Origin of the sequence: Paenibacillus albicereus, from assembly GCF_012676905.1 — a bacterium.
Taxonomy (GTDB): domain Bacteria; phylum Bacillota; class Bacilli; order Paenibacillales; family Paenibacillaceae; genus Paenibacillus_O; species Paenibacillus_O albicereus.
On record NZ_CP051428.1, the window covers coordinates 3,834,281 to 3,859,504 of the forward strand.

Consider the following 25,224-nt stretch of genomic DNA (forward strand, 5'->3'; position numbering starts at 1 on the left):
GGCTAGGCGGCCGGATCGGCTGCATGCCAAAAAAAGGGACGAAGCCCGCAATCGGCTTCGTCCCTTTTCCCTTTCCCCTCCGCCCCGCCTCAGCCCTTATACCGTCCCTCGACGATCGCGCGGATCGTCTCCAGCGGCAGCTTGGGCTGCCGGTCGTAGGTGAGCAGGCCGTTGATCTCCTGCTCGACGTCGGTCAGCTGCGTGTAGCACCAGCCCTGCACGACGCCGCCGGCCAGCGGCGAGATGACGTCGTCCAGCCGCTTGGCGAAGTCCTCGTCGCTCGATGCGCCGGAGTAGCCCCAGCCTTCCCAGTCGCTCTTCTTGTAGGCGATGCCGCCGAACTCGGTGACGAGAATCGGCTGCCCTTCGTACGGGAAGCCCTCGACCGCCAGCACGCGTCCGGCCGGCGAGGCCGCGACGGCGCTCTCCGCCGTGGCGTACCGCTGCTGCAGCACGTCGCGCCGCCACTCGTAGTCGTGGATGTTGAACAGGTCGGTGCGCACCATCTCCCAGCCGTCGTTGGAGACGACCGGCCGCGTCGCGTCGAGCGACTTGGTCAGATGGTACATCGCCAGCGCATGCTGCTGCTGGCGCTTGTCGACGGCGATGTTCGGCACGCCCCAGCTCTCGTTGAGCGGCACCCAGGCGACGACGCACGGATGGTTGTAGTCGCGCTCGACGCTCTCCTGCCACTCCCGCGTGAAGCGGCCGACGTACTCCTCGGAGTAGGCGTAGGCATTGGCCGCCTCGCCCCAGACGAGCAGGCCGAGCCGGTCGCACCAGTACAGGTAGCGCGGGTCCTCCAGCTTCTGATGCTTGCGGGCGCCGTTAAAGCCCATCTCCTTGGTCAGCTCGACGTCGCGGCGGATCGCCTCGTCGCTCGGCGGCGTCAGGTTGCCGTCCGGGAAGTAGCCCTGGTCGAGCACGAGCCGCATGAAGTACGGCCGGTTGTTCAGGCAGAGCCGTCCGCTCTCCACGGAAATCTTGCGCATGCCGAAATAGCTCTGGACCTCGTCGAGCGTCCGGCCGTCGCCGTCCACGAGCCGCAGCGCGAGATCGTACAGCTGCGGCTTCTCCGGCGACCACCAGCGGCCGAGGCCGTGGTCGCTGAAGTCGCCGAGCGCGATGCAGCGCGTCTCCTCGCCGCGCCGCACGGAGAACGAGTCGCTCGCCACCGGCTCGCCCTCGAACGAGATGACGGCCTGCAGCGTCAGTCCGTCCGGCAGGGGGCCCTTGACCCACGAGCGCAGCTCGATGCGGTCGGCGTCGATGTCGGGCGTCAGCCTGATCCGGTCCAGCCGGGTCGCCTCGACGGCTTCCAGCCATACCGTCTGCCAGATGCCGGTCGTGCGGGTGTAGAAGATGCTGGCCGAATCTTCCTTCCAATACTGCTTGCCGCGCGGCAGCGTCACGTCGCGGCTGGAGTCGGCCGCACGCACGACGATCCGGTGCGGCCCGCCTCCCGCCGCCAGCGCGTCCGTGATGTCCGCGCGGAACGGCGTATGGCCGCCCTCATGCCGGGCGACGAGCGTGCCGTCCACCCAGACGCTCGCCTCGTAGTCGACGGCGCCGAAGTGCAGCAGGATGCGCTTGCCGGCGAACGCCTCCGGCAGCTCCAGCTCCCGGCGGTACCAGACGATGTCGTGGAAGCCGGCATCGCCGATGCCGCTGAGCTTGCTCTGCGGAGCGAACGGCACGACGATGCGCCGCCCGAGCTCCGTGTCTCCCCGCTGCCAGCCGAGGCTCTCGCCCTCGTCGGCGTCGTCGAACTGGAACTCCCATTCTCCGTTCAGATTGATCCATGCCTCGCGGTAAAACTGCGGCCGCGGGTGCTCCGCGCGCGGTTGTTGTGCCATCATGCGAATCCTCCTCGTGTTAGCGGGAGCGCGCTTCGGCGCTCCCTTTCATGCGTTCCCGGTATTCCTTGGGCGATGCGCCGGTCCGGCTCTTGAACACCCGGTTGAAATGCCGCACATGGGCGAAGCCCGTCTCCTCCGCGATCGCCTGGATCTTGTCGGAGGTGAGCGCCAGCCGTCGCTCCGCCTCGCGCAGCCGCACCCCGGTCAGGTGCTCGATGAACGTCTCGCCCGTGCGCTGCTTGAACAGATTGCTGAAATAAGCCGGGTTCAGGTACACCGCCTCCGCCACGTCGCGCAGCGTCAGCGGCTCCCGATAATGCTCGGCGATGTAGCGCGACGCGGACGCCACCGGATCGCGCTCCCGCTGCGCCCGCGCCTGCGCGATCGCCGCCGCCAGCCGGGCGAGCAGCTCCTGCAGCCGCTCGGACAGCTCCTCGCGCGAGCTGATCGCGCACACCTCCGCGAGCTGCTTGCCGATGTCCTGGCCGCCGAGCCAGGCGGATGCCGCCCCGAGCTCCTCCGCGAGCTCGTAGCAGCGCAGCAGCAGCTTGCACAGCTGCTGGTGGATCGCCTCCGGCGAGCGCGCCGCCTCGCAGAGCTCGCCGACCCAGCGGACCGCTTCCGCGCGGATGCTCGCCGGCGCTCCTTGCAGCACCGCCTGCTCCAGCCGGTCGGCCGAGCGCCGGGCCGCCTCGCCGGCAGCCGACCTGCGGCCGCCGACCTCGGCATAGTCGAGCACGCAGTCGCCGCCCGCGATCAGGCGGTGCAGCAGGGCGATCTCCGCCTCGCCGTAGGCGCGCGGGATGCCGGCCAGCCCCTCGGCCGGGGCGCTGACGCCGATCGTCACCGTCAGCCGCGACAGCGAAGAAATCTGGCGGCGGATCATCTCCGCGAGCGAGTCCGCGCCGGCGCGCAGCGGCTCCGGCGTCGGCCGGTTCACGAGCGCGACGACCTTCGTCTCCGACAGCACGAAGCTGATGCCTTCCGCGTGGCGGTCGAGCATTTCCTGGGCGAACTGCTGGATGTACAGCTGGAACAGCGACGGGTCGCCGCTGCGGTAGCGCTCCTCGCCGACCGAATGCTTGTCGAGGTTGATGACGAGGCAGACGAAGTACGGATGGCGGAAGCTCGCTCCCATCTGCTCCAGCAGCTCCAGCTCGCCGGGGCCGATCCGGCCCGCCAGCAGCGCCTCGGCCACATGGCCGGCAAGATGGCGGCGCATCTCCGGCCGCGCCTGCCAGCCGGCCTCGGCCCGCCGCTCGGCGCCGCGCCGCGTCCGCAGCTCCTCCCCGATCCGGTCGAGCACGCGCGCCAGCTCCTCGCGCTCGACCGGTTTCATCAGGTAGTCCCTGGCCCCCTGGCGCATCGACTGCTGCGCGTAGGAGAAGTCGTCGTAGCCGCTGACGACGACGGTGAGCAAGCCGGGCTGGCGGCTCGCGGCGAGCCGCTGCAGCTGGATGCCGTCCATCCGCGGCATGCGGATGTCCGTCAGCAGCACGTCCGGAGCCAGCGCCTCCAGCCGGTCGAGCGCCTCGTGGCCGTCGCAGGCTTCCCCCGCGATCGTCCAGTCGCCATCGAGGCCGCCGATCATCTTGCGGAGTCCTTTGCGGAAGATCGATTCGTCATCGACGATCAGGATGCTCGGCATCCGGATCCCCCTCCTTTCCGGTATCGAGCGGCAGCAGCGGCAGCCGCAGCGCGGCGCGGAAGCCCCGGTAAGGCATGCTTTCCAGCTGCAGGCCGTATTCCTGTCCATAGCGCAGCACGAGGCGGCGGTGGACGTTCAGCAGTCCGTTGCCGGAGCTGCCGCCGAGCTCGCGCGTATGCCGCAGATGCTCCCGCAGCGCCTCCAGCGCCTCGCCCGCCATGCCGATGCCGTCGTCGGCGACGGCGATGACGAGCGTCTGCCCTTCGGCGGCGGCGGTCAGGACGATCCGTCCTTCGCCGGCCCCCTTGTCGATCGCGTGGTTGATCGCGTTCTCGACGAGCGGCTGCACGAGCAGCGGGATGACCTCGCAGCCGAGCAGCGCCGGATCGGCCTGCAGCGTGAACTTGATGCGCTCCTCGTAGCGCATCTGCTGGATGCTCATGTAGCCGCGCACATGGCCCAGCTCGTCCCCGAGGCTCACCCGCTCCTTGCGGCCGCTCAGGCTGTAGCGCAGCAGGCGGCTGAGGCTGTTGGCCATCGTGACGATCTCGCGGCTGCCCTCGACCTCCGCGTACATGCTGATCGAGCCGAGCGTATTGTACAGGAAATGCGGGTTGATCTTGCTTTGCAAGGCGGCGATCTGCGCGTCCTTCTCGCGGATCTCCGTCTCGTAGAGCAGGTAGCCGAGCTCGCTCAGCTTGGCCGTCATCTCGTTGAACGACTGGCCGAGCGCGCCGACCTCGTCGCGCCCTGCGGCCGGGAAGCGCTGGCTGAGGTCGCCGCGCTCGACGCTCCGCATGAGCCGGCTCAGCTTGCGCAGCGGCAGCGTGACGCGGTACGCGATGAACACGTAGAGCAGCAGCGCGATGCCGACGCAGACGGCGCCGAACAGGATCAGGAACGTGCCGAGCGTCTGCACGTCCTTCATGAGGCTGGCGACCGGCACGATGCCGACCGTCGTCCAGCCGGTCACCTCCGACTTGAAGCGGGAGACGAGCAGGCCGCGCCCGCCCGCCTCCACCTGGCTGACGCCCTCGCCGCCGGCGGCGAGCGCCGCGCCTGCCTCTCCTCGGGGGAGCGGCTCCGGGGCGGACGCTTGCCCGCCGCCGCCCTTGCGGATGACGAGCTTCCCTTCGTCGTCCGCGATATACAGCGACTCCTCGGCGTCGAGCTTCACCTTGGAGAGGATTTCGCGGATGAACTTGGGATCGACGTCGATGACGATGTGGCCGAGCGTCTGCCCGCTGTCGAAGCTGCGCAGCTCGCGCGCGATCGAGAACGCCTGGTAGACGATGCCGCCGGTCGAGCGCACGTCATGCGTCGGCACGAACACCGGCTCGCCGTAGTGCCCCTCGATGCGGTCGAGCCAGGCGGCCGTCTCGTCGAGCTTGTACGTCGTCACGTACTGGCTTTCCGGCAGGACGACGTAGGACGCGCCGTCGCGGCCGTAGAGCGACACCCCGAGGATGTCGACCCGCCCGTTCAGGAACACCTGCGTGACGAAATCGTTGAGCCCGCTGATCTCCTCCAGCGTGAGCGGCTGCCCCGGCGTCCGCTTGGACTCCAGGAACGCCGTCACCTTGGGGTACTGGTACGGCATGACCGTGAGCCGGCTCAGCTCGCTCATGTACGTGTCGATGTTGAGCGTCATCTGCTTGATCGCCTGCAGCTGCGATTCGCCGACCTTGGCCTCCGTCGTCTCCGAGAAGCGGACGAAGGCGAACCCGCCCATCAGTCCGAGCGGCAGGACGATGAACACGGCGTTGATGAGGATGAGCTTGCGCGCGAGCTCGAGATTGCGGAACCAGCTGCCGAATGCCTTCATGCTGCCCCTCTCCTTCGCCCGCTACTTGGCCAGCGCCGCGTCGACGGCCGCCTGCGCCCGCTTCAGCGCCTCGGCCGGCGTCTGCTGCCGGTAGATCATCCGCTCCCATTCCTGGATGAGCAGCTCGATCATGCTCCACTGCTTCACCTGGCGCGGCCAGTAGGCGACGTCGTTGGCCACCTCCGCGTAGTCGCTGCGGAACTTGAGCCGCGCGTACGCCTCGCTCGCGACGACCTTGCTGGAGCTCGGCACATGGCCGGCCTTGGCCCATCGATCGCCGTGCTCGACCGCCCACTTGGCGAACGTCAGCGCCGCCGCCCGCTTCTCCGGCGTCAGGCCGGCCTTGGCCGGCAGCGCCAGCGTATGCGAATCGCCCCAGACGGCGGCATGGTCGTACAGGACAGGGAACGGCACGACCGACAGCTCCAGCCCCGGCGCCTGCTCGAACGCGCCCGTCCCCCACATGCCGGTGACGAGCAGCGCCGCGCCGCCGTCGTGGAACAGCTGGAACGCGTCGTTGATGCCGGGCGGGATCAGCTCCTCCCGGTACAGGCGGTCGACGAGCTCCAGCGCCTCGAGCGCCTGCGGATTGTCGAACACCGCCCGGCTGCCGTCCGCGCTGTAGAACGCGCCGCCGCCGTCCATCTGGTTGTACAGGCTCCACCACAGCCATACCGAGTCGATGCGCGTGCTCGGGAGCGCGAGCGGGGCGATGCCGGGCGGGCTGCTCGCCTGGAGCTGCTTCAGGAAGCGGAGAAAGCCCTCCTTGCCCGGCTCCAGCCTCGGCTTGCCGTCCTCGCCGAGCAGACCGGCGCGGCGCAGATGCGCCTGGTTGGCGTACAGCACGAGCGCATGCGTGTCGAGCGGCACCGCGTAGTGCGCGTTCGCATAGAGCGTCGACTCGACGATGTTGGCGTTGAACTGGCTCCAGTCGAGCCCCGCCGCGGCCGCCGGCTCGTCCAGCCGCTCGATGTAGCCGTTCTGCACGAACTGCGGCAGGTTCGTCGCGTGCACGATCGCCAGGTCCGGCGCGTTGCCGGCGAGGATCGCCGTGCGCAGCCGGGAGTAGTAGTCGTCGAGCCGCGAGTTGATCTGCTCGACGCGGATGTCCGGATGCTCCGAGTTGAACGCCTCCACGATATCGGTCATGAAAATGTTGTCGCCGCCGCTGAACGGCGTCCAGTACTCCAGCACGATCGGCTCGACCGCCGGAGCGGGAGCGGGCCGCGGATCGGCCGCGCCGGAGCATCCCGCCGCGAGCAGCGCCGCCGTCGCGGCGGCCAGCCCGAGCCGCCTCCAGCCGTTCCCATCGCCTCGGACCTTCCCGCTTTTCCGGCGTTCACGGCCGTTCTTGCCCGTACCGAGCCCTCCGATCCGCCATGCCTTTCCGCCTTCGCGCTCCCCGCCGCATCCATCGCTCATCCGAGCGTTCCATCCGCCGTATCCGCCGAACCATCCGCCGCTTCCCATGACGCCATCCCCCTGCCGCTTCATCGTTGTCGCTTCCAGTGTCCTCTGCGGACCCTGCCGGCGTCAACCGCCGGGACGAATCCAGATATCGACCCAGTCGACGCGCAGGCTGCCGGCTCGCGCCGTCAGCTCGATGGCGTTGGCCCCGGCGGACAGCTTCAGCTCCGCTTCGTACACCCGCAGCTCTCCCCGCTCCTGCGGTTCGATGTCGAGCGTCCGCTTCGTCCCGCCGGCGGACAGCTCCAGCCTCGCGCCATCCGCCGGGTTCAGCACGGCCACGGACACCGTGTACGCGCCGGACTGCGGCACCCGCACGTTCGGCAGCCGCACGCCGTCGCCAGGCTCATGCAGCAGCGCGGCTGCGCCTCTGGACGCATGCACGTTCTCGCTCTCCTCCGCGCCGCCGAGCCACTCGCCCCATTCCGCCTCGAAGCGCGGCAGCTCCAGCGCCAGCAGCTCCGCCCCGCCGCTCGCCTGCGCCCGCAGCTCGCCCCCGCCCTCGGGCAGCAGCAGCTCGGCGTAGGCGTAGCCGGTCTCTCCCGGCGCGGTCGCTTCGAGCTCCGCCGCCACCGCTTCGCCGGCGGACGAGCTCAGCGCGATCCGCCCCGCGCCGCCTTCCGCGAGCCGGTACTGCAGCAGCACCGGCACCGTCGTCTCGACGGTGGAGGCGATGTGGCTGAACACGAGCGCATCGCCTTCGGCACGGGCCTCCTCGGCCCGCAGGACGCCCATGCCGGACGGCGCCTCGATCGCCGCCGCCAGCGGCTGCGGCTTGCCGAAGTCCGGCAGCCCGCCGCCGGTCCAGCCGACCTTGGCGGCGCGCGCCTTGCGGTTGGCCCAGCCGTCGGACTCGCCGCTCGTCGCGTGGTAGACGAGCCACGTCTCCGTGCCGTCGGGCGACGGCGCGAACGAGTTGTGCCCCGGCCCGTACACGCCGGCCTCCGCGTTCATGGCGAGCAGCGGCTCGGGATGCTTGCTCCAGTCGTCCGCCCGCAGCGGATCGCCGCCCTCCCGCAGCGACAGCACGCCGAGGCTGTAATACGGCGTCCAGCTGCCCGCGCCGGAGTAGACGATGTGGACGCGGCCGTCCCGCTGCAGCACCGACTGGCCCTCGTTGATGTACGGCGGTCCGCCGGCCTTTTCCCACTCGAGGTCGGGACGGCTCAGCAGCACGCGCGGGCCGCTGATCGTCAGCGGGTCGCTCATCGGAGCGATGTACGTGTTCTGAGCCTCGTTGACGTCGCCCTCCCAGCCCGACCAGACGAAGTACAGCCGGTCCTCCTGCTCCATGACCAGCCCGTCGATCGCCCACTTGTCGGTCTCGTCCGTGATCTGGCCCTGGAAGGCGTACTCGCCCAGCGGATCGTCCGTCGCCGCCTCGAGCGCGTACATCCGGTGGTTGGCGTTGTCGCCGTCGTCGGCCGCGAAGTAGATGTACCACTTGCCGCGCACATGCTGGATCTCCGGCGCCCACAGATTGGCCGAGTAGGCGGCGCCGACCGGCGGACGCCAGACGACCTTGCGCTCGGCGGCGCGGAAGTCGAGCGTGCGCGACTTCATGACCATGATGTCCGTCCCGCCATGCGTGAACGTCATGTAGTAGAATCCGCCATCGTAGACGACGCTCGGATCGGGCGTGTCGATCTCGGCCAGCGTATTCTTGAACGTGCCGCCGTGTCCGACGTAGGGCGCGCCCGCTTCATCCGAGCGTTCTTGCTTGCTCCACATCCAATAGCCTCCTCCCGCGATCAAAAGCAGGAGCAGCGCCGTCCTTCGGTTTCGCTTCATGTCCAACGCCCCGTTCTCCTTCGGAATGCGGCAGCGGTCATTTTACGCCGCTGCTCGTGATCGCGCGGACGAACGACTTCTGGCCGAGGATGAAGATGAGCACGACCGGAAGCGCCGCGACCGTCGTCATCGCCATCAGCTTGCCGTAGCTCTGCGTGTAGCTGCCGGTCGCCATCATCGCGATGCCGGCCGTGATCGTGCGCATCTCCGGCGAGGTCGTGGCGTACAGCGGCCAGACGAAGTCGTTGTAGATGCCCATGAACGTGAAGATTCCGAGCGTCACCAGGATCGGCACGGCCGAAGGCATGAGGATGCGGGCGTACAGCTGCCACTTGTTGACGCCGTCGATCCGGCCGGCTTCCTCGATCTCCTTGGGGAACGAGAGGAAGAACTGGTACAGCAGGAACACGCCGAACGCCCCCGCCGTCGCCGGCAGGATGAGCGCGGGATAGGTGTTGATGAGGCCGAGCGCGTTGAACTCCATGTACATCGGCAGGAACGTCAGCACGCCCGGAATCATGAGCGAGGCGATGAACATCGGCAGCAGCAGCCGGCGCAGCGGCAGGTCGGTCAGGCGCGCCAGCGCGAAGGCGGCCATCGAGTCGATGAGCAGCACGATCGCCGTGCCGATGGCGCCGACGGACAGCGAGTTGGCGATCCAGCGCAGCACCGGCGTATTCATCAGCTCGCCGCCGAGCCCTTGCCGGAAGTTGTCGAGCGTCGGCTTGCGCGGCAGGAAGTCCATGCGCCCGGACAGCGCCTCGAAGTCGTTCTTGAAGCCGGTCGACAGCATCCAGACGAGCGGCAGCGCCATGACCGCGGCGATGAGCGTGGCCAGCAGGAGAAGGATCGCCTGGTTCCGTTTCGAAGTCGTCATCTATGCCTTCTCCTTCCGATTGGTGAGCTTGAACTGCACGACGGACACGGCCATGATGAGCAGCGCCATCAGGATCGCCATCGCCGACGCCGAGCCGACATCCTTGCGCGCGAACGCCTGGTCGAGCACGTTGATGAGCAGCACGCGGGTCGTGTCGCCCGGCCCCCCGCGCGTCAGCAGGAACGGCTGGGCATAGATGTTGAACGAGGCGATCGTGGAGGTAATCATGACGAACAGCAGGACCGGGCGGATCGTCGGCAGCGTCACGGAGACGAACTTGGACCAAGCGCCCGCCCCGTCGATCGAGGCCGCCTCGTACTGCTCCTCCGGCACCTCGTTGAGCGCGTTGATGAAGATAATCATGTTGAAGCCGATCGTCCACCAGATCGTCGCGCCGATCAGCGACACCCACGCCCACGGCGTGTCGGTGAGCCACGGGATGCCGGCGAAGCCGAGCCGCGCGAACAGGCTGTTGATGAAGCCGGCGTTGGTGTCGAGCATCATGAGCCAGATGACCGCCATGACCGACGCCGAGAGCGCGTACGGCAGGAAGTAGAACGTGCGGAACAGGCCGCGCACGCGGGCCGGCAGCGCGTTCAGCAGCATGGCGAGCGCAAGCGCGACGAAGATGAGCAGCGGCACCGAGTAGAGGACGAACTGCGCCGTCGTCCACAGGCCGCGGAAGAACAGGCTGTTCTCGTAGGTGCCCGGCGTAAAGATGGACACGTAGTTGTCCAGGCCGACGAACGCGTGCTCGCTGGAGAGCAGCTCGAAGTCCTGGAGGCTGATGACGACCCCGTACAGGATCGGAAACAGCAGGAACAGGCCGAAGCAGGCCAGATAAGGCAGCACGAACAGGAACGAGGTGAGCCGCGAGGTCCATTTCATCCGATGGGTTCTTCCTTTCATGGGCAGCGAGCGGGCGAGAAGGAAAGAAGGACGAGAGAGCGCACCGCCCGCTCTGCCGTCCTTCCGCTTCCGCTTGCCCGGCAAGCCGGATTAGTTCATCGCCTGGCGGGATTTGGCGACCGCGTCGTCCATCGCCTGCTGCGCCGGCTTCTTGCCGAGGATGGCGTTGCTCAGCTCGCCCCAGAGCGGCTCGACGATCGTGCCCCAGTTGAGCACGTTCGGCGCGAACTGCACGTCGGCGAAGCTGCCTGCGACCGTGCTCTGGAACTCCAGCGCCTTGAACTCGGCCGACTCCAGCACCTTGTTGGAAGCGACCGCCTGGCCGGATTCCGCCCAAGCGAGCGAGTCGCCGGAGACGAACTTGAGGAAGTCGCCGATCGCGGCGAGCTTATCCGCATCCGTGACCGCCTTCGGCACGACGAAGCCGTGCGAGCCGGCGTAGACGGCTTTTTTGGCCTTGCCGATCTGCGGCATGACGGCGACGCCGTAGTTCAGGCCGGCCTCGTCGAACTGCGACTTCATCCAGGGCCCGTTGAACTGGATCGCGTTCTTGCCTTGCAGGAACAGCGTATTCTCGCCGTCCTGCTGCACGTTGCCCGGCGAGATGCCCTTCTCCACCATGTCCCGCAGCCACTGCACCATCTCGACCGCCTCCGGCGAGTTGTAGGCGACGTCGGTGCCGTTCCACAGCTCGCCGCCGTTCTGCCAGACGAGCGAAGGGAAGATGAACTGCTGCGGCCACAGCGTCGGCACGACGTAGCCGTAGACGCCCTTGTCCTTGTCGGTCAGCTTCTCCACGGCGGCGTCGAACTCGGCGCGGTTCGTCGGAGGCGCGGCGATGCCGGCTTTTTCGAACAGGTCCTTGTTGTAGTACATGACGGCCGGGTGGATGTCGAGCGGGATCGTGTACAGCTTGCTGTCGATCGTCGCGTACTTGATCGGCGCCTCGGCGAAGTCCGCCGCGTCGATGCCGGCCTTGGACGCCAGGTCGTCGACCGGCTGCAACTGGTCCTTGCTCTGGTACGTCGGCACGGAGTCGACGTGCATAATCATCAGGTCGGGCCGCTCCTTGCCGGTGCTGAGCGCGACGTCGAGCTGCTTGTAGTACTCCCCGTTCGGCTGGATGACGAACTTCACCTTGTAGGCGTCCTGCGAGCTGTTGTAGCTGTCGACGATCTTTTTCATGAACGGGCCGTCGGAGCCGGAGAATGGGGACCAGAACAGGATTTCCGTCGCCTTGCCGCTTCCTCCGCCGGAGGCCTTCCCTCCGTTTTCCGCCGCGTTGCTGCCGCCGTTTCCGTTGCCGTTGCCTGAGCAGCCGGCCGCCAGCAGCGGCACCAGCAGCGTCATGGCGAGAATCGAGGCTTTGTTCCGGTTGCGTTTGCTCATCCGAGATACTCCCCTTTTTTAGGTCGGTCTTCCACGAGCCGCGCTCGTTGGATAGCCTTATCGTAAGGGAAGGAAGCGCTTCGAAAAATGGCGCTTCTACAGATGAAGTGGACATTTTTACAGGTCCTATTTTCGGAAATAGGAATCTAAACCTGTTTATTTGTATATCCTGTGGATATACAATTGGGAGGGAGCGCGATATAATTGAGCCATCAAACACGAAGGGACATGGTCCTTATGACGACGGTAACGCTCAGCCGTTGGGGCAACAGCAGCGGCATCCGAATTCCGAACCAGTTTCTAAAAAGGATGAATCTGGTTGAAGGCACGGAATTGGAAGCCGTGCTGACGGAAGATAATTGCATCTTGCTGCGTCCGCTGAATCCTCTTGAGTCGAACGAAGATCTGCGGGCGCACCTCGGCATGCTTCTCTCGAAAATCAAGCCGGAATCTTCGAGGCATGAAGAAGTCGATCTAGGAATCGAAGGAGACGAGCTCATTTGACTTATCCAGCACGCGGCGATCTTGTCTGGCTCGATTTTGATCCGCAAGCCGGCAGAGAGCAGGCAGGCCGCCGACCCGCCCTTGTCTTGTCGGAGAGCGCATTCAATGAGCTCACTGGCTTTGCAGTCGTTTGTCCCATTACCAATCAAGCCAAGGACTATGCGTTCGAAGTGCCGATTCCGGAGGGTCTGGCGTTTACCGGAGTCGTCCTGACCGACCAGTTCACGAGCCTTGACGTTCGGAAACGGAAAGTCAAGGTCGTCGGAAATACGCAGCCCGACTCGGATTTTTTCAAAACCGTCCTTCGCAATGTCCGGTCCATCCTGAGCTGATGCTTCCTAGCAGAAGCTTCAGAGGCTCGGGAACACGTCCAGGCTGTCGATCTCGGCATAGTTGCTGACGCGCGTGAAGCGGATCGTGTTCGAGCCGGCGTTCAGATAGACCTTGGCCGTGGACGTCCCCCAGTTGTTCCAGCCGGAGTAGGCGATGTAGAAGTTGGACGCCGCGCCGCCGTTCACGGACAGGCCGTGGATCGCCCACGGCTGGCCGCTCGTGCCGTTGCCGGTGCGCGCCGCCAGCACGTACCAGCCCGCCGAAGGCGCGCTGACCGCGAATTGCACGTAGCTCGCCGCCGTGTCGATGTAGCCGACCTTGCGGCCGCCCGAGGCGCTCGCCTCGTTGGTCGCGGCGGCCCCTCCGCCGAGGGCGGCGTTCTCGGCTTCATAGCGTTCGCGGGACGGCTCGCCGGACGGGATCGCGATCGGCGCGTTCGGAGCGGCGGGCGAGCCGAGGCTCGGCGTGTTGTCGGCGTTCCAGCCGAACTTCTGCGCGCGCACCTGGCGCGTCCAGCCGGCGCCCTGCCAGCGGGCGGAGTGGTAGACGATCCAGTCCTCGGACCCGTCCGGGGACTTGGTGAAGCTGTGGTGGCCGGGGCCATAGACGCCGTTTCCGCTGGCGAAGATCGGCGTGCTTTTTTTCGTCCAGGAAGAGGCGTTCAGCAGGTTCGCGGACGTGCCGGCGGTGATGAGTCCGAGGCAGTAGCCGTCGGTCCAGCTGCCGCTGGCCGAGTAGACGAGGCTGATCGTGCCGCCGCGCACGATGACCTGCGGGCCTTCGTTGACCTGCGGCGTCGTGTTCGTCTCCCAGCCGTACGTCGGCGTGGCGATGCGCGTGCGCGCGCTGCTGATCGTCCACGGGTTGCTCATCTGCGCGATGTACAGATGCTGCTTGTCGTTGACCGTTCCCTCCCAGCCGGACCAGAGGAAGTAGCGGCTGCCGCCGACGGTCAGCACGGTGCCGTCGATCGCCCAGCGGTCGGTCGCATCGCTGATCTTGCCCTTGAGCGTCCAGCTGCCGGTCAGCGGGTTGGCGCTGGCGTTCTCCAGCACGTACATGCGATGGTTCTCGTTGCTGCCGTTGTCGGCCGCGAAGTAGACGTACCATTTGCCGTCGAGATGATGCAGCTCCGGCGCCCACAGGTTGGAGCTGTACATTGTGCCTGCGGGAGGCGTCCAGACGACGGCGCTCTCGCCGGCGTCGATGCCGGTGATCGTCCTGGAGCGCGACAGCGTGATGTTGCCGCCCGTCGTCTGCGTGTAGTAGTAGTAGCCGTCCGTATGCTTGTACATCCACGGGTCGGCTCCGTCCTGCTTGATGACGTTGAAGAAATTCGAGGCCGGGGCGGCATGCGCGCGCTCGGTCCCGAGCGGCAGCAGCAGCGTGAGGGCGAGGCAGCAGGCGGCGGCGAGCAGGGCAAGGCGTTTCAACATGATCGATTCCTCCTTGGGATGGTCGCATGTTCGGAATGCGCCAAGCCCAGTCTAGCGCAAGGAGGGAAGCGCTTCCAGGACATCCTTTTGCGGATGCCGGACGTATTTCTAGATGTTGGCATCGGATGGGACGCTAATGGGCACGTAGACCGGACTCGAACAGGATCGTCGGCGCCCGCGTCGTCCATCTGGAACCGTTCCGGTGCGGTTCGTGCGGCCGAAATGCTTCCCTCTCCGAAGGCAGGGAGCTGACGACGGATCAGAGCGTTAGCAGGTCGAAATGACGCCATTACAATGCCTAACGACGCGTGGCGGGCTTAGCGGCTAAAAAAGCGAAAAAAACGAGCGGAACGGGGGCGCTGGAGCGGTTTAAGCGTCTGACGCGTCGTTCGTCGATGATGAAGGCGGAATATGGGCCTCTAAGCGCATCAGGAATCGTTGCCGCGGAGCTTGGTGGAACGCAAACGAGACGAAGCCGCTTCCTGCGGCTTCGTCTCGTTTGCTGCTTCCATTCCTCTGCGGCAGGAGCCGCGCGGGAGGACCGCTGTCAGGGCAGGCTCTCCAGCCATTCGGCCATCGCCTGCGCCGTCTGAAGCGTCTGTCTGCCTGCGGGCAGGCTCGACTTGCCGTCGCCCCGCTGCGCGCCGTAAGCGCCGAAGCCGGCATGGTTGCCGCCTTCGATCGGCACGTATGCCGTATCCGGCGGAAGCCAGCGTTTGGCCTTGCCCCAGTCGCCTCGGTCCATCACCTGGTCGTTCGTGGCGAACACCGACAGAGCCTTCAGGCCGGTTCCGTTCAAGTCCCCCTTGGAGTCGGGGTAGGAGGCGAGGAAGAACACGCCCTTCAGCCGGTCCGGATGCTCGGCCGCATACCGCGCCGCCATCACGCCGCCCAGGGAATGGCCGCCGATGACGAAGCTCCCGTCCGGGGCCGAGTCCAGCACCTCGTCGGCCCGGCTGCCTCCCAGCACGGCGAGGTCGAGCGGCATGCGGATGAGGTAGACCGGGTAGCCCTGGCGGGAGAGCTCCAGCGCGAGCGGCGCGTAGCTGCGCTCATCGACGAGCGCTCCGGGGTACAGCAGCACGGACGGGCTTCTGGGATCGCCCGCCGGGGCGAAGGCGATATAGGAGCCAGCCTGCTCGATCTCCACTCCGCTCGCCTGCAGCGCTTCCTCGGCCTCGGCGGACGGTCCGCAGTCCAGCGACTTCAGCCCGATCAGCCCGGCTGCCGCCAGCAGGAGCAGCGAGGCGGCGATCCACATCGCCGCCTTGGCCCTGCGCTGGCGCTTCCGCCGGACTTGATGCTCGGCAGATCCGCTCATCGGCTAGACGTACAGCGCAGCGGCCGTCTCCCTGCCGACGATCGAGCAGGCGAGGATCGCCGTATCGAGCAGCTCCAGCTCGCCGGCGAGCGCCGCGCGCTTGCGCTCGAACTGCTGCAGATGCAGCACGCCCGTCTCGTCCTCGGGGTAGCGCTCGACGTACTGCCGCATCTCGGCCAGCGTCACTTCCAGCTCCTCCAGCTCCGCTCGGCAGGCGGCGAAGCCTTCGGCCGATCTGTCGTCCCGCTTGCTATATCCGTTCATCTCGATCATGAATTCCATGGTGGTCGTACCTCCTGAGTTCTCGCTTTCGTTCGGTTCGGATGGGCCCGTTACGCTCCGAGCCGGGCAGCCTCGCTGCCGTCCGCTTCCTTTATTACCACCGCGAGTCCGGGTGAAACAGCAAAGAAGCCCTGCTCCCGTAAAAGGGAAGAGGGCCTCGCGGACGATCTCCGGCGCTCCGGGAAGCGCGTCAGATCGCCTCTTATTTGTAGCTCTTCCAGTCCATGCTGCTGTTCTCCAGCAAATACTCCATGCTGCTCTCGTTGCGCTTCTGCTCCGCCTTGCGGGCTTCCTCGGCGCGCTGGCGCTCCTCCTCGCGGACCCGCTCCTGCTCCGCGCGCATGTCGCTTGCCTGGTTCTTCAGGCGGTCGACGAGCTCCGCCGGCAGCAGGTCCTTGAGCGTGGCCGCCTTCGCCGCCGCTTCCGGACGCGGCTCCGGCGCGCGTCCCCGGTTCTTTTTGGCCATGATGCGGCATCCTCCCCTCGCCTCTAGCTTGCTCGCAGGCGATTATACCACAGCGCGCCTCTCCCGGCATCTCAGCCGATCGACAGGCGCAGCGTGATGCCGGACGGATCGATGACCTCCAGCTCGCCCTCGGCTGCGCGGACGTCGACTCCGCCTTCCCGCAGCCGATCCGCCGCAGCTTCCCGGGTCGCCGCGTCCGGGAACAGGATCGTGCCGAACTTCAGGCCGACGGCATGCTCCGGCGGATGCTTCGCGCCGCGCCCGGCCCAGATGTTGAGGCCGATATGATGGTGATAGCCGCCGGCCGAGATGAACAGCGCGCCCATCGACTGCCAGCCGTCGACGATCAGATCGAAGCCGAGCAGGCCGCAGTAGAACTGGCGGGACGCCTCCAGGTCCGCCACGTGGAAATGGACATGGCCGATGACCGTGCCGTCCGGCAGCCCTTCCCACGGCTGTCCCTCCGCCAGCGCGAGCAGGCCTTCGGCGTCGACCGGATCGGTGCCCATGCGCACATGGCCGCTCTCGTCGTACGTCCACTCGCTGCGCGGGCGGTCCCGGTAAATCTCGATGCCGTTGCCGTCGGGATCGGTGATGTACAGCGCCTCGCTGACCCAGTGGTCGCCCTGGCCGATATGGATGCCCGCCTCCGCCATGTTGCGGAGCACGAGCCCGAGCGACCGGCGATCCGGCAGCAGCACGGCAAAATGGTACAGCCCGGCCGCCGAGCGGCGGTCAACCGCGGCGGCATCCGGCCTTTCCTCCAGCTCCAGCAGAACTTCGTCCGCTCCGGCATGGCCCAGCGCGGCTTCGCCTTCGGCACGGCTGAGCAGACGGAAGCCGAGGATGTCGCGGTAGTAGGCGATGGAGCGGTCCAGATCGCGGATCTTGAGCCGGACCTTGCCGATGCGGACATTGGGATCGATCGTGCCTTGCAAAGGATGGTTCATGGTGGATGCACCTCATTAGTTACTTATTTTTAGTTAGTATAATACATAAAGTAAATGGATGCAACCGTCGGCGGATGCCGATTCATGCCAACGGAAAAGGGACGCTGCGGCCAGCGCCCGCCTCGTCCCTTTGTGCTATTCCGTATCCTGCCCTTTCCGGGCGGCTTCATCCAAATCCGATTGGCCGCTGCGGCCAAGGCCACGGCTCTCCCCCGTCAATGCTTCAGATGGTAAGGAACCGTCGCGATGACGATGTCCTTGCGATTGAACAAATAGGTGCGCAGCAGCAGACCGGTCTGGTTGTGCAGGATGTGCTGCCACCAATGCTTCGTCACGAACTGCGGGATGAGGATCGTGATGTGATCGGTCTCGGCCGTCTTCCACTCCACCGTATCGATGAACTTGAGCAGCGGCCGCGTGATGCTCCGGTAGCTGGAGCGCAGCACGATGAGCCGGACGCCCGGGTTCCACTCCGCCCACTTGGCCTCCATCCGCTCGATGGAGTCGTCGTCGAAGCCGACATAGACCGCGACGACATTGTCGGTCAGCGACTTGGCGTAGCCGATCGAGTTGCTGACGACGCGCGTGATGCCGGCGACCGGCACGACGACGGTGCTGCCCTTGATGGTCGGCTTGTCGGCGGAGAGGTCGATGCGCAGCTCGTCGGCGACTTTGACGTAATGGCGATGGATGCGCAGGAACAGCCACATGACGACCGGGAGAAAGATGAACACCATCCACACCTGGGCGAACTTGGTGAAGATGAAGATGAGCGTGATGCTGAGCGTCGTCAGCATGCCGACGGTATTGATCGCCAGCTTGCCGCCCCAGCCCTTGGGCCTCTGCCGCACCCAGCGCACCATCATGCCGAGCTGCGACAGCGTGAACGGGATGAAGACGCCGACCGCATACAGCGGGATCAGGTTCTCCGTATTGCCGCCGAACAGCACGACAAGCACGATCGAAAACGCGGCGAGGAAGAGGATGCCGTTGGAGAAGCCGAGCCGGTCGCCGCGCACCATGAACGCATGCGGCATGTATTTGTCCTTGGCCAGCATGAACGCCAGCAGCGGAAACGCCGAATACGCCGTGTTGGCGGCCAGGAACAGGATGAGCGCCGTCACGCCCTGGATGAAATAGTAGAGGAAGCCGCGCCCGAACGTGGAGGCGGCGATCTGCGACACGACCGTCTCGTTGCTGCTCGGCGTGATGCCGTACCAGTACGCCAGCACGCTGATGCCGAGGAACATGCTGCCGAGGATGACGCCCATCATGACGAGCGTGGCGGCGGCGTTGCGCTCGGCCGGCTGCTTGAAGTTCGGGATCGCGTTGGACACGGCCTCCACTCCGGTCAGCGCCGAGCAGCCGGAGCTGAACGCCTTGAGCAGCAGGAACAGGCTGACGTTGCTGACGGCCGTGCCGATCTCCGGAATGTCCGGATGCGTGCCTCCGGTCAGGTAGCGGACGACGCCGGAGATGATGAGCACGAAGATGGACACGACGAACAGGTAGATCGGGATCGCGAGCACCGAGGCCGACTCGGTGACGCCGCGCAGATTCAAGAGCGTCAGGAACAGGATGACGACCGTCGCGATCGCGACCCGGTGGTCGTGCAGCGAAGGAAAGGCCGACGTGATCGCGTCGGTGCCGGCCGAGGCGCTGACCGCCACGGTCAGGATGTAGTCGATCAGCAGCGAGCTGCCGGCCAGCAGGCCGGTCGTCGTGCCGAGATTGTGCTTGGCGACGACATAGGCGCCGCCGCCCATCGGATAGGAGTAGATCGTCTGGCGGTACGAGAGGATGAGGATCAGCAGCAGGCCGAGCACCGCGATCGAGATCGGGATGCTGTACCAGACGGCGGCGAAGCCCGCGACCATCAAGGCGATCAGGATCTGCTCCGTGCCGTAGGCGACAGAGGACAGAGCGTCCGAGGAAAGGATGGCCAGCGCCTTCAGCCGTCCCAGCTTCTCTCCTTCGAGCTCCTTGCTTTTCATCGGCCGGCCGATGAGCAGCCGTTTCATGCGGTTTGCCATCATGCTTGCTTTCCCCTTTGCGCGCGCTGCGCCTGACATGGTTGGATGCGTGCCGACCTCCGTCAGCCCGGAGCCATGATGTATGTTACACCCGGTCCTGGTCGCTGTAAATAACCTTTTACATCTAAGCTTCTCACTTCTTTCCTTTACCGTTTCGGACCGGGTGCGAACCAGGGTCAAGCCGTTCTTTTTTAGGATGCCCCGAACAAAGCTTCTTCCGCGCCCTTCGCCCAGGGTCGGGCCTCCGTTTGTAACAGGATTGAGATATCGCGTTCAGGTTCCTTTAAGTTTTACGGCTTAAACTAGAGCTATGACCCCCCTTTGAATAGAGCAACACCTTGGACCTGCCGGCTGCCACCGGCGGGTCACTTTTTTTCAACCCAAAAACGCGCCGGCGATCGATCGCCGGCGCGTTTCGTTCTATAATCCGCTGCGCTTGCCGTGCTGTCCTCAGTCAGTTATCCGACCTATTTCCCTGTCAAGCAGACTCTTGGCGGCGGCTGCGCGCCGAAGCAGCGCCCGGCTTGAAGGCCGACGCGATCGTGACCGCCGCTCCTCCGAGTCAGACCCAGGTGAGCGCTGCCGTGGCGTGGTTCCAGTTCAGCCCTTTGCCGAAGAAGAACAGCTCGCGAAGTCCATCGACCAGGAAGCGCATCGGCAGCCACGGATGGATCCAGTCGCGGTAGAACGGCGACATCATCTCAGGCGCCAGCGCGAGCAGCGGAGCGCCGAAGAACAGCATCAGCGCGAACAGGGCGATGCCTTTGAGGCCCAGCCAGGACACCACGGCCGTAATCAGCAGGAAGAAGCTGAAGAACGCGATCGCGAGGAACAGGGCCGTGTCGGCGAACCGCGGAATCGCGAGCCCGATCATGTCCCTGGCGATCCAGGCGAAGCCGAACCCGACGAGGAGCGCGACGACGGCTCCCGCTCCGATATGCAGGAGCTTCGCGCCAAGCGGACGGTTCCGTCCGGCAGCGGCTTTGGAGAAGGCCAGGAAAAGGACGGCGGAGCAAGCCATGCTTGCCATCCAAAGCGGCTGGAACAACGAGACGGGCGCGTTGCCGTTTGCGCTTTTTGTCCCGATCTCGTTGAAGGGAATCACCTTCTTGGCGATCGGAGCGGCCAACGCCGCCGCCTGATCGGGCGTCAGCGAAGCGCCTTGGGCTCGGAGCGCATCCAGCGTCTGAGCGCGCAGCTTCTCGTTCAGCGTGCCGACGACGCCGTCCAGCACCTGCCCGGCGACGGTCGCTGCCGCTGCGTTCAAGCCCTGATTGAGGTAGATCCGGAGCTCCGGCGAGGATGGCGACGGAGTCCGCATGGAAGCCTGCTTGGCGCTGAAGTCCTCCGGAATGACGAGCGCGGCGTAATAGTCCTTGTCGCTCATGCCTTGCCGCGCCCTGGCCTCGTCCTTGACGACGACCCACTCGACAGCCGGCTCCTCGCCCGGTGCCGTGGGGGCCTGGCGGATCGTCTTCACGATCGTATCCCCCAGGTTCAACTCCGGCTGACCGGAGATCGCGATGCCCTGATCCGCGTTGACGACCGCGATCGGCAGCTGCCGGGGCTTCACTTGCACGGACGGAAACAGCGTGAGCGAAAATACGAAGATGATGAGCAAGGCAAGGACCGGCGCGAGCAGGACGAGCCTTTTTTCTTTAGTCTGCAACATAAGACCCTCTCCTTTAGTCAGATGATGGATTCCGAATGCCGTCCAGCATGAAGCGGACCGCGTCCTCGATCTCCTCGTTCGTCACATGGTCTTGATTCAAAAGCACGAAGCGCGAGGCGAAAAATCCGCCGATAAACGTAAAGAGCATCCTCATGACCGTTCGCGGAGGCAGCTGCGCGAGCTCTCCCCGCTCCTGGAACAGCTCGATGACCGGCAAGAGCCGCGATGCCGCGACATCGGCCAGATAGGGGAGGATCTCCTTCTTGATCTCCTCCTTGTAGACGAGCTCCTTGATGAGGACGCGGAGGATATCCTTGTTCTCCAGCGCGAATTGGACCCGGTTCTGGAGGAAGGCCCGCAGGAAGCCTTCGAGCGAGGAGTTAGTCCGGACGATGCTGCCGATGACCTCCTCCGCCATGACCGGGAAAAACTCCTTGACGCGAGGAACGATCAGATGAAGCAGCAGCTTCTCTTTCGTTCCGTATTGCTTGAAAATGCTCGCCTCCGACACCTCGGCCGCCTTGGCGATTTCCGCCGTCGACGTATTGGAATAGCCCTTCTCGGCGAACAATTGAATGGCCGCCTCGACGATCCGTTCTTGCTTGACCGACAGCTTGGACGCGTTCGAGAGCAGGATTTCTTGAAACAGATTGCTGGACAAGCTCGGCTCACCTCATCCTTTCGCATGCGATTCGAATAGTAAGTACTCACTCACTTAATCCGTTATAGCATTCCATGCCTTCCGGGTCAAGAGCGGTTATCGGGGTTGGCCGGCCATGAGCCCCGCGCTCCCGATTTTCTTTTTCGGACGAGTCGGGTACGATAGACATTCACTTGCTTCATCCCTTTTATCTTTTTCGTGAACGGAGGTCCGACATGCCCCTGTCCTCGCTTGATCCGCATCCGATCGGAGTCCCGCCCGGCCTATGGGCGGCCTTCCGCCGCACCGGCGTCGCCGAGGCGGAGCTGGCCGCCGAGGCCGGCGTGCCGCTCTCGCTCCTGAGCCGGCCGTACGTGTCCCGCGACCACTACTTCGCCCTATGGCGAGCTTATGCCGCGCTGACCGGCGATATGGCGAGAAGCGCGATGGATTTGGCGAGCGCGTATGCGCCCGCCGCCTATCCTCCTTCGGTGCTCGCCAGCTACCATGCTCGGGACTACCGCGACGCCCTTCGACGCATGGCCCGCTACAAGCCGCTTTGTCCGCCGGAAGGCCTCACCATGGACGAGCAAGGAGCCCACTGCAGGCTCGAGCTGGAGCCGCCTGCTGCCGGTCCGGCCCCGCCGCCGCTGCTGCAGGCGCTGACGCTGGCCTTCCTGCTCGAGCTGGGACGCAAAGGAACCGGCAAGCCGCTCCGCGCGCGGAGCGTCGAGCTCGCGGAGATGAGCGGAGACGTCGCGGCGCTCGAAGCGTACTTCGGCTGCGCGATCCGCATCGGCGGGGCGCGCAGCCGCCTGACGCTATCGCGAGGCGATCTCGATCTGCCCTTCGTCACCTCCAACGAAGAGCTGCTCGACATCCTGACGCCTGCCTTGAAGCAGACGCTGGACGAGCGGACGGTCCGCCAGCCCGCAGCCGATCAAGCGTTGCGGGCGATCAAGCGCAGCCTCCCCGACGGCCGGCCCTCGATCCAGACAGCCGCCAAAACGCTCGGCCTCAGCTCCCGTACGCTCCAGCGCCGGCTGGCCGACGAGGGAACGAGCTTCAAGCTGCTGGTCGACGAGGCCAGGCGCGAGCTGGCGCGAGCCTATCTGGCCGATGCCCGGATCGAGATCAAGGACATCGCCTTCCGGATCGGCTTCGAGGACTCGAGCTCGTTCTACCGGGCTTTTCGCCGCTGGGAGAACGCCACGCCGGCAGATTGGCGCGCTGCGCAACAAAAGTGTCGTCCGCCGCTCCTTACGGATTCGCCCTGACCCGGTATCATCGTCAAGGGAAACGAAGGAGGTTCAACTCGATGAAACTGGAAGTGAAAGGCCGAACGGCGCTTGTGACCGGATCGACAAAAGGCATCGGCAAGGCGATCGCGTTCGAATTGGCCAAGGAAGGCGTCCATGTGCTCGTCCATGGACGAAGCCGGACGGAGGCGGAGCGGGTCGCGGCTGAAATCAAGGCAGCCTATCCCGAGTCCTTGTGCCGCGCGGCAGCAGCCGATCTCGTCGATCCGGAGCAGAGGGCAGCTCTCCTCCGCGATCATCCGGCGGTGGACATGCTGATCCACAGCATGGGCGTGTACGGCATCCAATCCTACGAAGAGACGAGCGAGGAAGAGTGGGAGCAGTATGTACGGACGAACGTGCTCGCTGCGAACGCGCTGACGAAGCATTATCTGCCTGGAATGAAGGAACGAGGCTTCGGACGAATTCTCTTCATCGCCAGCGAGGAAGCCGTCATGCCGTCCGGACAGATGCCCGCCTACGCCATGACCAAGACGATGCTGCTCTCGCTGGCCCGAAGCTTGTCGCGGCTGACGGCAGGGACGGATGTGACGGTCAACACGATTCTCCCCGGTCCGACGATGACGGAAAAGGTATCCGGCATCATCGAGGGGCTCTATGCAGGCGAAGAGCTGACGCTGGAGGAAAAGGAGCGTCGGTTCATGAGCGAGGTCATGCCGCAATCCGAGCTCGGGCGCTTCCTCCGTCCGGCCGAGATCGGCCGCCTCGTCGCCTTCCTGTGCAGCCCCCATGCCTCGCCGTTCCGCGGCTCTCCGATCCGCATGGACGGCGGGCTGGTGCCCACGATCTTCTAACGGGTCCCGCCGCGATGCTCCGCCGCGATCTCCCCGATGACGCGCCTGCCCCATTCGGACCGCTCCCATCCCTCATAGTCCCGTCCACCGGCGCATAGATTGGGTATGAACCCCAACTTTCGCACGGAGGGATGGAACCGATATGACTCAGGACGAGATCCGCCAGCTGGAGCGCGCGATCGACGAGATCACGGAGATCGCGACCGGCTTCGGCCTCGACTTTTACCCGATGCGCTATGAGATCTGCCCCGCGGACATCATCTATACGTTCGGCGCCTACGGCATGCCGACCCGCTTCTCGCACTGGAGCTTCGGCAAGTCCTTCCACAAGATGAAGCTGCAGTACGACCTCGGGCTCAGCAAAATCTACGAGCTGGTCATCAACTCCAATCCTTGCTACGCCTTCCTGCTCGACGGCAACTCGCTCATCCAGAACAAGCTCATCGTCGCGCATGTGCTCGCCCACTGCGACTTCTTCAAGAACAACGCCCGGTTCCGCAATACGAACCGCGACATGGTGGAGAGCATGTCCGCCACCGCCGAGCGCGTGACGCAGTACGAGATGCTCTACGGCACGGAAAAGGTCGAGGCGTTCATCGATTCGGTGCTCGCCATCCAGGAGCATATCGACCCCGCGCTCGTGAAGCCGCGTCAGCTCGACAAGTCGCTGCAGGGCGAGTTCCTGCGCCGGGAGGCCGAGGAAGCCGAAGCGCCGCCCGCCGGCGCCTACGACGACCTGTGGTCGCTCGACGAGAACGATGCCGACGGCCAGGACGTGCAGCCGGACCCCAACCGCTTTCCCCTCCAGCCGGAGAAGGACCTCGTCTGGTTCATCGAGGAGCACAGTCCGACGATGCAGGACTGGCAGCGCGACATCATGAGCATGCTGCGCGAGGAGATGCTGTATTTCTGGCCGCAGATGGAGACCAAGATCATGAACGAGGGCTGGGCGTCCTACTGGCATCAGCGCATCCTCCGCGAGATGGACCTGACGAGCGAGGAGACGATCGAGTTCGCCAAGCTCAACTCCTCCGTCGTCATACCCGGACGCGGCAGCCTCAACCCGTATTACCTGGGGCTGAAAATTTTCGAGGACATCGAGAAGCGCTGGGATGAGCCGAGCGAGGACGACCGTCGCCGCTTCGGCTACAAGCCGGGGCGCGGCCGGGAGAAGATGTTCGAGGTGCGCGAGCTCGATTCCGACACCTCGTTCCTCCGCAACTACTTGACCAAGCAGCTCGTGGAGGACATGGACCTGTACATTTTCGAGAAGAAGGGGCCGGAGTGGAAGATCACCGACAAGACGTGGAAAAACGTCCGCGAGCAGCTCGTCGTCTCCCGCATCAACGGCGGCTTCCCCGTGCTCGAGGTGCTGAACGGCGACTTCAACCGCGTCGGCGAGCTGTACCTCGGCCACAAGTACGAAGGGGTCGAGCTCGACCTGAAGTACGTCGAGCGCACCCTGCCGCATGTCGTCAACCTGTGGGGCAAAGCGGTCCATCTGGAGACGGTCGTCGAGGACAAGAAGATCGTCTTCAGCTGCGACGGCAAGAAGACGAGCCGGAAATTCATCTGAATCGAAAGCGAAAGCAAGCCGCCCCGCGCGAACGGGGCGGCTTGCTTGTCGGTAGAGCCTCCATCGGCTTGTCGTCATCAAGGAGGAAGGATTCGATGCACGCGCGGCATGAAGTGTTGTTCAACCAGCTGGA

Annotated in this window: 21 protein-coding genes; 5 read left to right on the forward strand and 16 right to left on the reverse strand. The window is 65.3% G+C overall.

The window, feature by feature from the left end; translation table 11 throughout:
* Positions 1-89: 89 nt before the first annotated feature.
* The 8 genes from HGI30_RS17275 to HGI30_RS17310 form a co-directional block, all read right to left on the reverse strand.
* Positions 90-1,856 (reverse strand): glycoside hydrolase family 2 protein, encoded by a 1,767-nt coding sequence (locus HGI30_RS17275; protein ID WP_407945044.1) that lies wholly within the window; start codon positions 1,854-1,856, stop codon positions 90-92.
* Positions 1,857-1,875: 19 nt separating this feature from the next.
* Positions 1,876-3,507 carry a response regulator gene (locus HGI30_RS17280; RefSeq protein ID WP_168908694.1) on the reverse strand — a complete coding sequence of 544 codons (1,632 nt, stop codon included), beginning with the start codon at positions 3,505-3,507 and terminating at the stop codon, positions 1,876-1,878.
* Positions 3,482-5,332 carry a cache domain-containing sensor histidine kinase gene (locus HGI30_RS17285; RefSeq protein ID WP_168908695.1) on the reverse strand — a complete coding sequence of 617 codons (1,851 nt, stop codon included), beginning with the start codon at positions 5,330-5,332 and terminating at the stop codon, positions 3,482-3,484. The genes HGI30_RS17280 and HGI30_RS17285 overlap by 26 nt, the downstream gene beginning before the upstream one ends.
* Before the next feature lie 21 nt (positions 5,333-5,353).
* Positions 5,354-6,802: an extracellular solute-binding protein gene (locus tag HGI30_RS17290; RefSeq protein WP_235680168.1), complete on the reverse strand. Its 1,449-nt coding sequence runs from the start codon at positions 6,800-6,802 to the stop codon at positions 5,354-5,356.
* 63 nt (positions 6,803-6,865) lie between these two features.
* Positions 6,866-8,530 carry a glycoside hydrolase family 43 protein gene (locus HGI30_RS17295; protein ID WP_235680169.1) on the reverse strand — a complete coding sequence of 555 codons (1,665 nt, stop codon included), beginning with the start codon at positions 8,528-8,530 and terminating at the stop codon, positions 6,866-6,868.
* A gap of 97 nt (positions 8,531-8,627) precedes the next feature.
* Entirely contained in the window at positions 8,628-9,467 is an 840-nt protein-coding gene (locus HGI30_RS17300) for a carbohydrate ABC transporter permease (RefSeq protein ID WP_168908696.1), read from the reverse strand.
* Positions 9,468-10,355, reverse strand: coding sequence for a carbohydrate ABC transporter permease (locus HGI30_RS17305; RefSeq protein WP_168908697.1), 888 nt, complete (start codon positions 10,353-10,355; stop codon positions 9,468-9,470).
* 111 nt (positions 10,356-10,466) lie between these two features.
* Positions 10,467-11,765, reverse strand: coding sequence for an ABC transporter substrate-binding protein (locus HGI30_RS17310; RefSeq protein WP_168908698.1), 1,299 nt, complete (start codon positions 11,763-11,765; stop codon positions 10,467-10,469).
* 237 nt (positions 11,766-12,002) lie between these two features.
* On the opposite strand from HGI30_RS17310, the gene HGI30_RS17315 reads away from it, so the two are divergent.
* Both HGI30_RS17315 and HGI30_RS17320 read left to right on the forward strand, forming a co-directional pair.
* Positions 12,003-12,269, forward strand: coding sequence for an AbrB/MazE/SpoVT family DNA-binding domain-containing protein (locus tag HGI30_RS17315; RefSeq protein ID WP_235680170.1), 267 nt, complete (start codon positions 12,003-12,005; stop codon positions 12,267-12,269).
* Positions 12,266-12,601, forward strand: coding sequence for a type II toxin-antitoxin system PemK/MazF family toxin (locus HGI30_RS17320; RefSeq protein WP_168908700.1), 336 nt, complete (start codon positions 12,266-12,268; stop codon positions 12,599-12,601). Before HGI30_RS17315 ends, HGI30_RS17320 begins: the two co-directional genes overlap by 4 nt.
* Before the next feature lie 18 nt (positions 12,602-12,619).
* Here HGI30_RS17320 and HGI30_RS17325 read toward each other — a convergent pair whose 3' ends face one another.
* The 8 genes from HGI30_RS17325 to HGI30_RS17360 form a co-directional block, all read right to left on the reverse strand.
* On the reverse strand, positions 12,620-14,038 hold the full coding sequence (locus HGI30_RS17325) for a family 43 glycosylhydrolase (RefSeq protein ID WP_168908701.1): 1,419 nt from the start codon (positions 14,036-14,038) through the stop codon (positions 12,620-12,622).
* A gap of 547 nt (positions 14,039-14,585) precedes the next feature.
* Positions 14,586-15,359 (reverse strand): alpha/beta fold hydrolase, encoded by a 774-nt coding sequence (locus HGI30_RS17330; RefSeq protein ID WP_206109940.1) that lies wholly within the window; start codon positions 15,357-15,359, stop codon positions 14,586-14,588.
* 3 nt (positions 15,360-15,362) lie between these two features.
* Entirely contained in the window at positions 15,363-15,641 is a 279-nt protein-coding gene (locus HGI30_RS17335) for a hypothetical protein (protein ID WP_168908702.1), read from the reverse strand.
* 202 nt (positions 15,642-15,843) lie between these two features.
* Positions 15,844-16,107, reverse strand: a complete 264-nt coding sequence (locus tag HGI30_RS17340) for a DUF3886 domain-containing protein (RefSeq protein ID WP_168908703.1) — start codon at positions 16,105-16,107, stop codon at positions 15,844-15,846.
* Between the two features lie 71 nt (positions 16,108-16,178).
* Positions 16,179-17,057, reverse strand: a complete 879-nt coding sequence (locus tag HGI30_RS17345; RefSeq protein ID WP_206109942.1) for a VOC family protein — start codon at positions 17,055-17,057, stop codon at positions 16,179-16,181.
* A 215-nt stretch (positions 17,058-17,272) separates the two neighbouring features.
* Positions 17,273-19,090, reverse strand: a complete 1,818-nt coding sequence (locus tag HGI30_RS17350; protein WP_168909943.1) for an APC family permease — start codon at positions 19,088-19,090, stop codon at positions 17,273-17,275.
* A 562-nt stretch (positions 19,091-19,652) separates the two neighbouring features.
* The gene (locus tag HGI30_RS17355; RefSeq protein ID WP_168908704.1) at positions 19,653-20,762 is read right to left on the reverse strand and encodes a YhgE/Pip domain-containing protein; all 1,110 of its coding nucleotides are present in this window, start codon (positions 20,760-20,762) and stop codon (positions 19,653-19,655) included.
* 13 nt (positions 20,763-20,775) lie between these two features.
* On the reverse strand, positions 20,776-21,423 hold the full coding sequence (locus HGI30_RS17360) for a TetR/AcrR family transcriptional regulator (RefSeq protein ID WP_168908705.1): 648 nt from the start codon (positions 21,421-21,423) through the stop codon (positions 20,776-20,778).
* Positions 21,424-21,638: 215 nt separating this feature from the next.
* Between HGI30_RS17360 and HGI30_RS17365 the strand changes: the two genes are divergently transcribed.
* The 3 genes from HGI30_RS17365 (at position 21,639) to HGI30_RS17375 (ending at position 25,091) form a co-directional block, all read left to right on the forward strand.
* Positions 21,639-22,679 carry an AraC family transcriptional regulator gene (locus HGI30_RS17365; RefSeq protein WP_168908706.1) on the forward strand — a complete coding sequence of 347 codons (1,041 nt, stop codon included), beginning with the start codon at positions 21,639-21,641 and terminating at the stop codon, positions 22,677-22,679.
* 41 nt (positions 22,680-22,720) lie between these two features.
* Positions 22,721-23,515 carry an SDR family NAD(P)-dependent oxidoreductase gene (locus HGI30_RS17370; RefSeq protein WP_168908707.1) on the forward strand — a complete coding sequence of 265 codons (795 nt, stop codon included), beginning with the start codon at positions 22,721-22,723 and terminating at the stop codon, positions 23,513-23,515.
* A 142-nt stretch (positions 23,516-23,657) separates the two neighbouring features.
* Positions 23,658-25,091, forward strand: a complete 1,434-nt coding sequence (locus HGI30_RS17375) for a SpoVR family protein (protein ID WP_168908708.1) — start codon at positions 23,658-23,660, stop codon at positions 25,089-25,091.
* Positions 25,092-25,224: the final 133 nt, after the last annotated feature.

Bases quoted from the DNA above. Each gene is read 5' to 3' on its own strand.
- HGI30_RS17370 (WP_168908707.1), top strand. From the start codon at position 22,721: ATGAAACTGGAAGTGAAAGGCCGAACGGCGCTTGTGACCGGATCGACA.
- HGI30_RS17315 (WP_235680170.1), top strand. From the start codon at position 12,003: ATGACGACGGTAACGCTCAGCCGTTGGGGCAACAGCAGCGGCATCCGA.
- HGI30_RS17275 (WP_407945044.1), bottom strand. From the start codon at position 1,856: ATGGCACAACAACCGCGCGCGGAGCACCCGCGGCCGCAGTTTTACCGC.
- HGI30_RS17365 (WP_168908706.1), top strand. From the start codon at position 21,639: ATGCCCCTGTCCTCGCTTGATCCGCATCCGATCGGAGTCCCGCCCGGC.
- HGI30_RS17345 (WP_206109942.1), bottom strand. From the start codon at position 17,057: ATGAACCATCCTTTGCAAGGCACGATCGATCCCAATGTCCGCATCGGC.
- HGI30_RS17300 (WP_168908696.1), bottom strand. From the start codon at position 9,467: ATGACGACTTCGAAACGGAACCAGGCGATCCTTCTCCTGCTGGCCACG.
- HGI30_RS17375 (WP_168908708.1), top strand. From the start codon at position 23,658: ATGACTCAGGACGAGATCCGCCAGCTGGAGCGCGCGATCGACGAGATC.
- HGI30_RS17280 (WP_168908694.1), bottom strand. From the start codon at position 3,507: ATGCCGAGCATCCTGATCGTCGATGACGAATCGATCTTCCGCAAAGGA.
- HGI30_RS17340 (WP_168908703.1), bottom strand. From the start codon at position 16,107: ATGGCCAAAAAGAACCGGGGACGCGCGCCGGAGCCGCGTCCGGAAGCG.
- HGI30_RS17355 (WP_168908704.1), bottom strand. From the start codon at position 20,762: ATGTTGCAGACTAAAGAAAAAAGGCTCGTCCTGCTCGCGCCGGTCCTT.
- HGI30_RS17290 (WP_235680168.1), bottom strand. From the start codon at position 6,802: ATGGGAAGCGGCGGATGGTTCGGCGGATACGGCGGATGGAACGCTCGG.
- HGI30_RS17325 (WP_168908701.1), bottom strand. From the start codon at position 14,038: ATGTTGAAACGCCTTGCCCTGCTCGCCGCCGCCTGCTGCCTCGCCCTC.
- HGI30_RS17295 (WP_235680169.1), bottom strand. From the start codon at position 8,530: ATGTGGAGCAAGCAAGAACGCTCGGATGAAGCGGGCGCGCCCTACGTC.
- HGI30_RS17330 (WP_206109940.1), bottom strand. From the start codon at position 15,359: ATGAGCGGATCTGCCGAGCATCAAGTCCGGCGGAAGCGCCAGCGCAGG.
- HGI30_RS17350 (WP_168909943.1), bottom strand. From the start codon at position 19,090: ATGGCAAACCGCATGAAACGGCTGCTCATCGGCCGGCCGATGAAAAGC.
- HGI30_RS17310 (WP_168908698.1), bottom strand. From the start codon at position 11,765: ATGAGCAAACGCAACCGGAACAAAGCCTCGATTCTCGCCATGACGCTG.
- HGI30_RS17335 (WP_168908702.1), bottom strand. From the start codon at position 15,641: ATGGAATTCATGATCGAGATGAACGGATATAGCAAGCGGGACGACAGA.
- HGI30_RS17285 (WP_168908695.1), bottom strand. From the start codon at position 5,332: ATGAAGGCATTCGGCAGCTGGTTCCGCAATCTCGAGCTCGCGCGCAAG.
- HGI30_RS17305 (WP_168908697.1), bottom strand. From the start codon at position 10,355: ATGAAATGGACCTCGCGGCTCACCTCGTTCCTGTTCGTGCTGCCTTAT.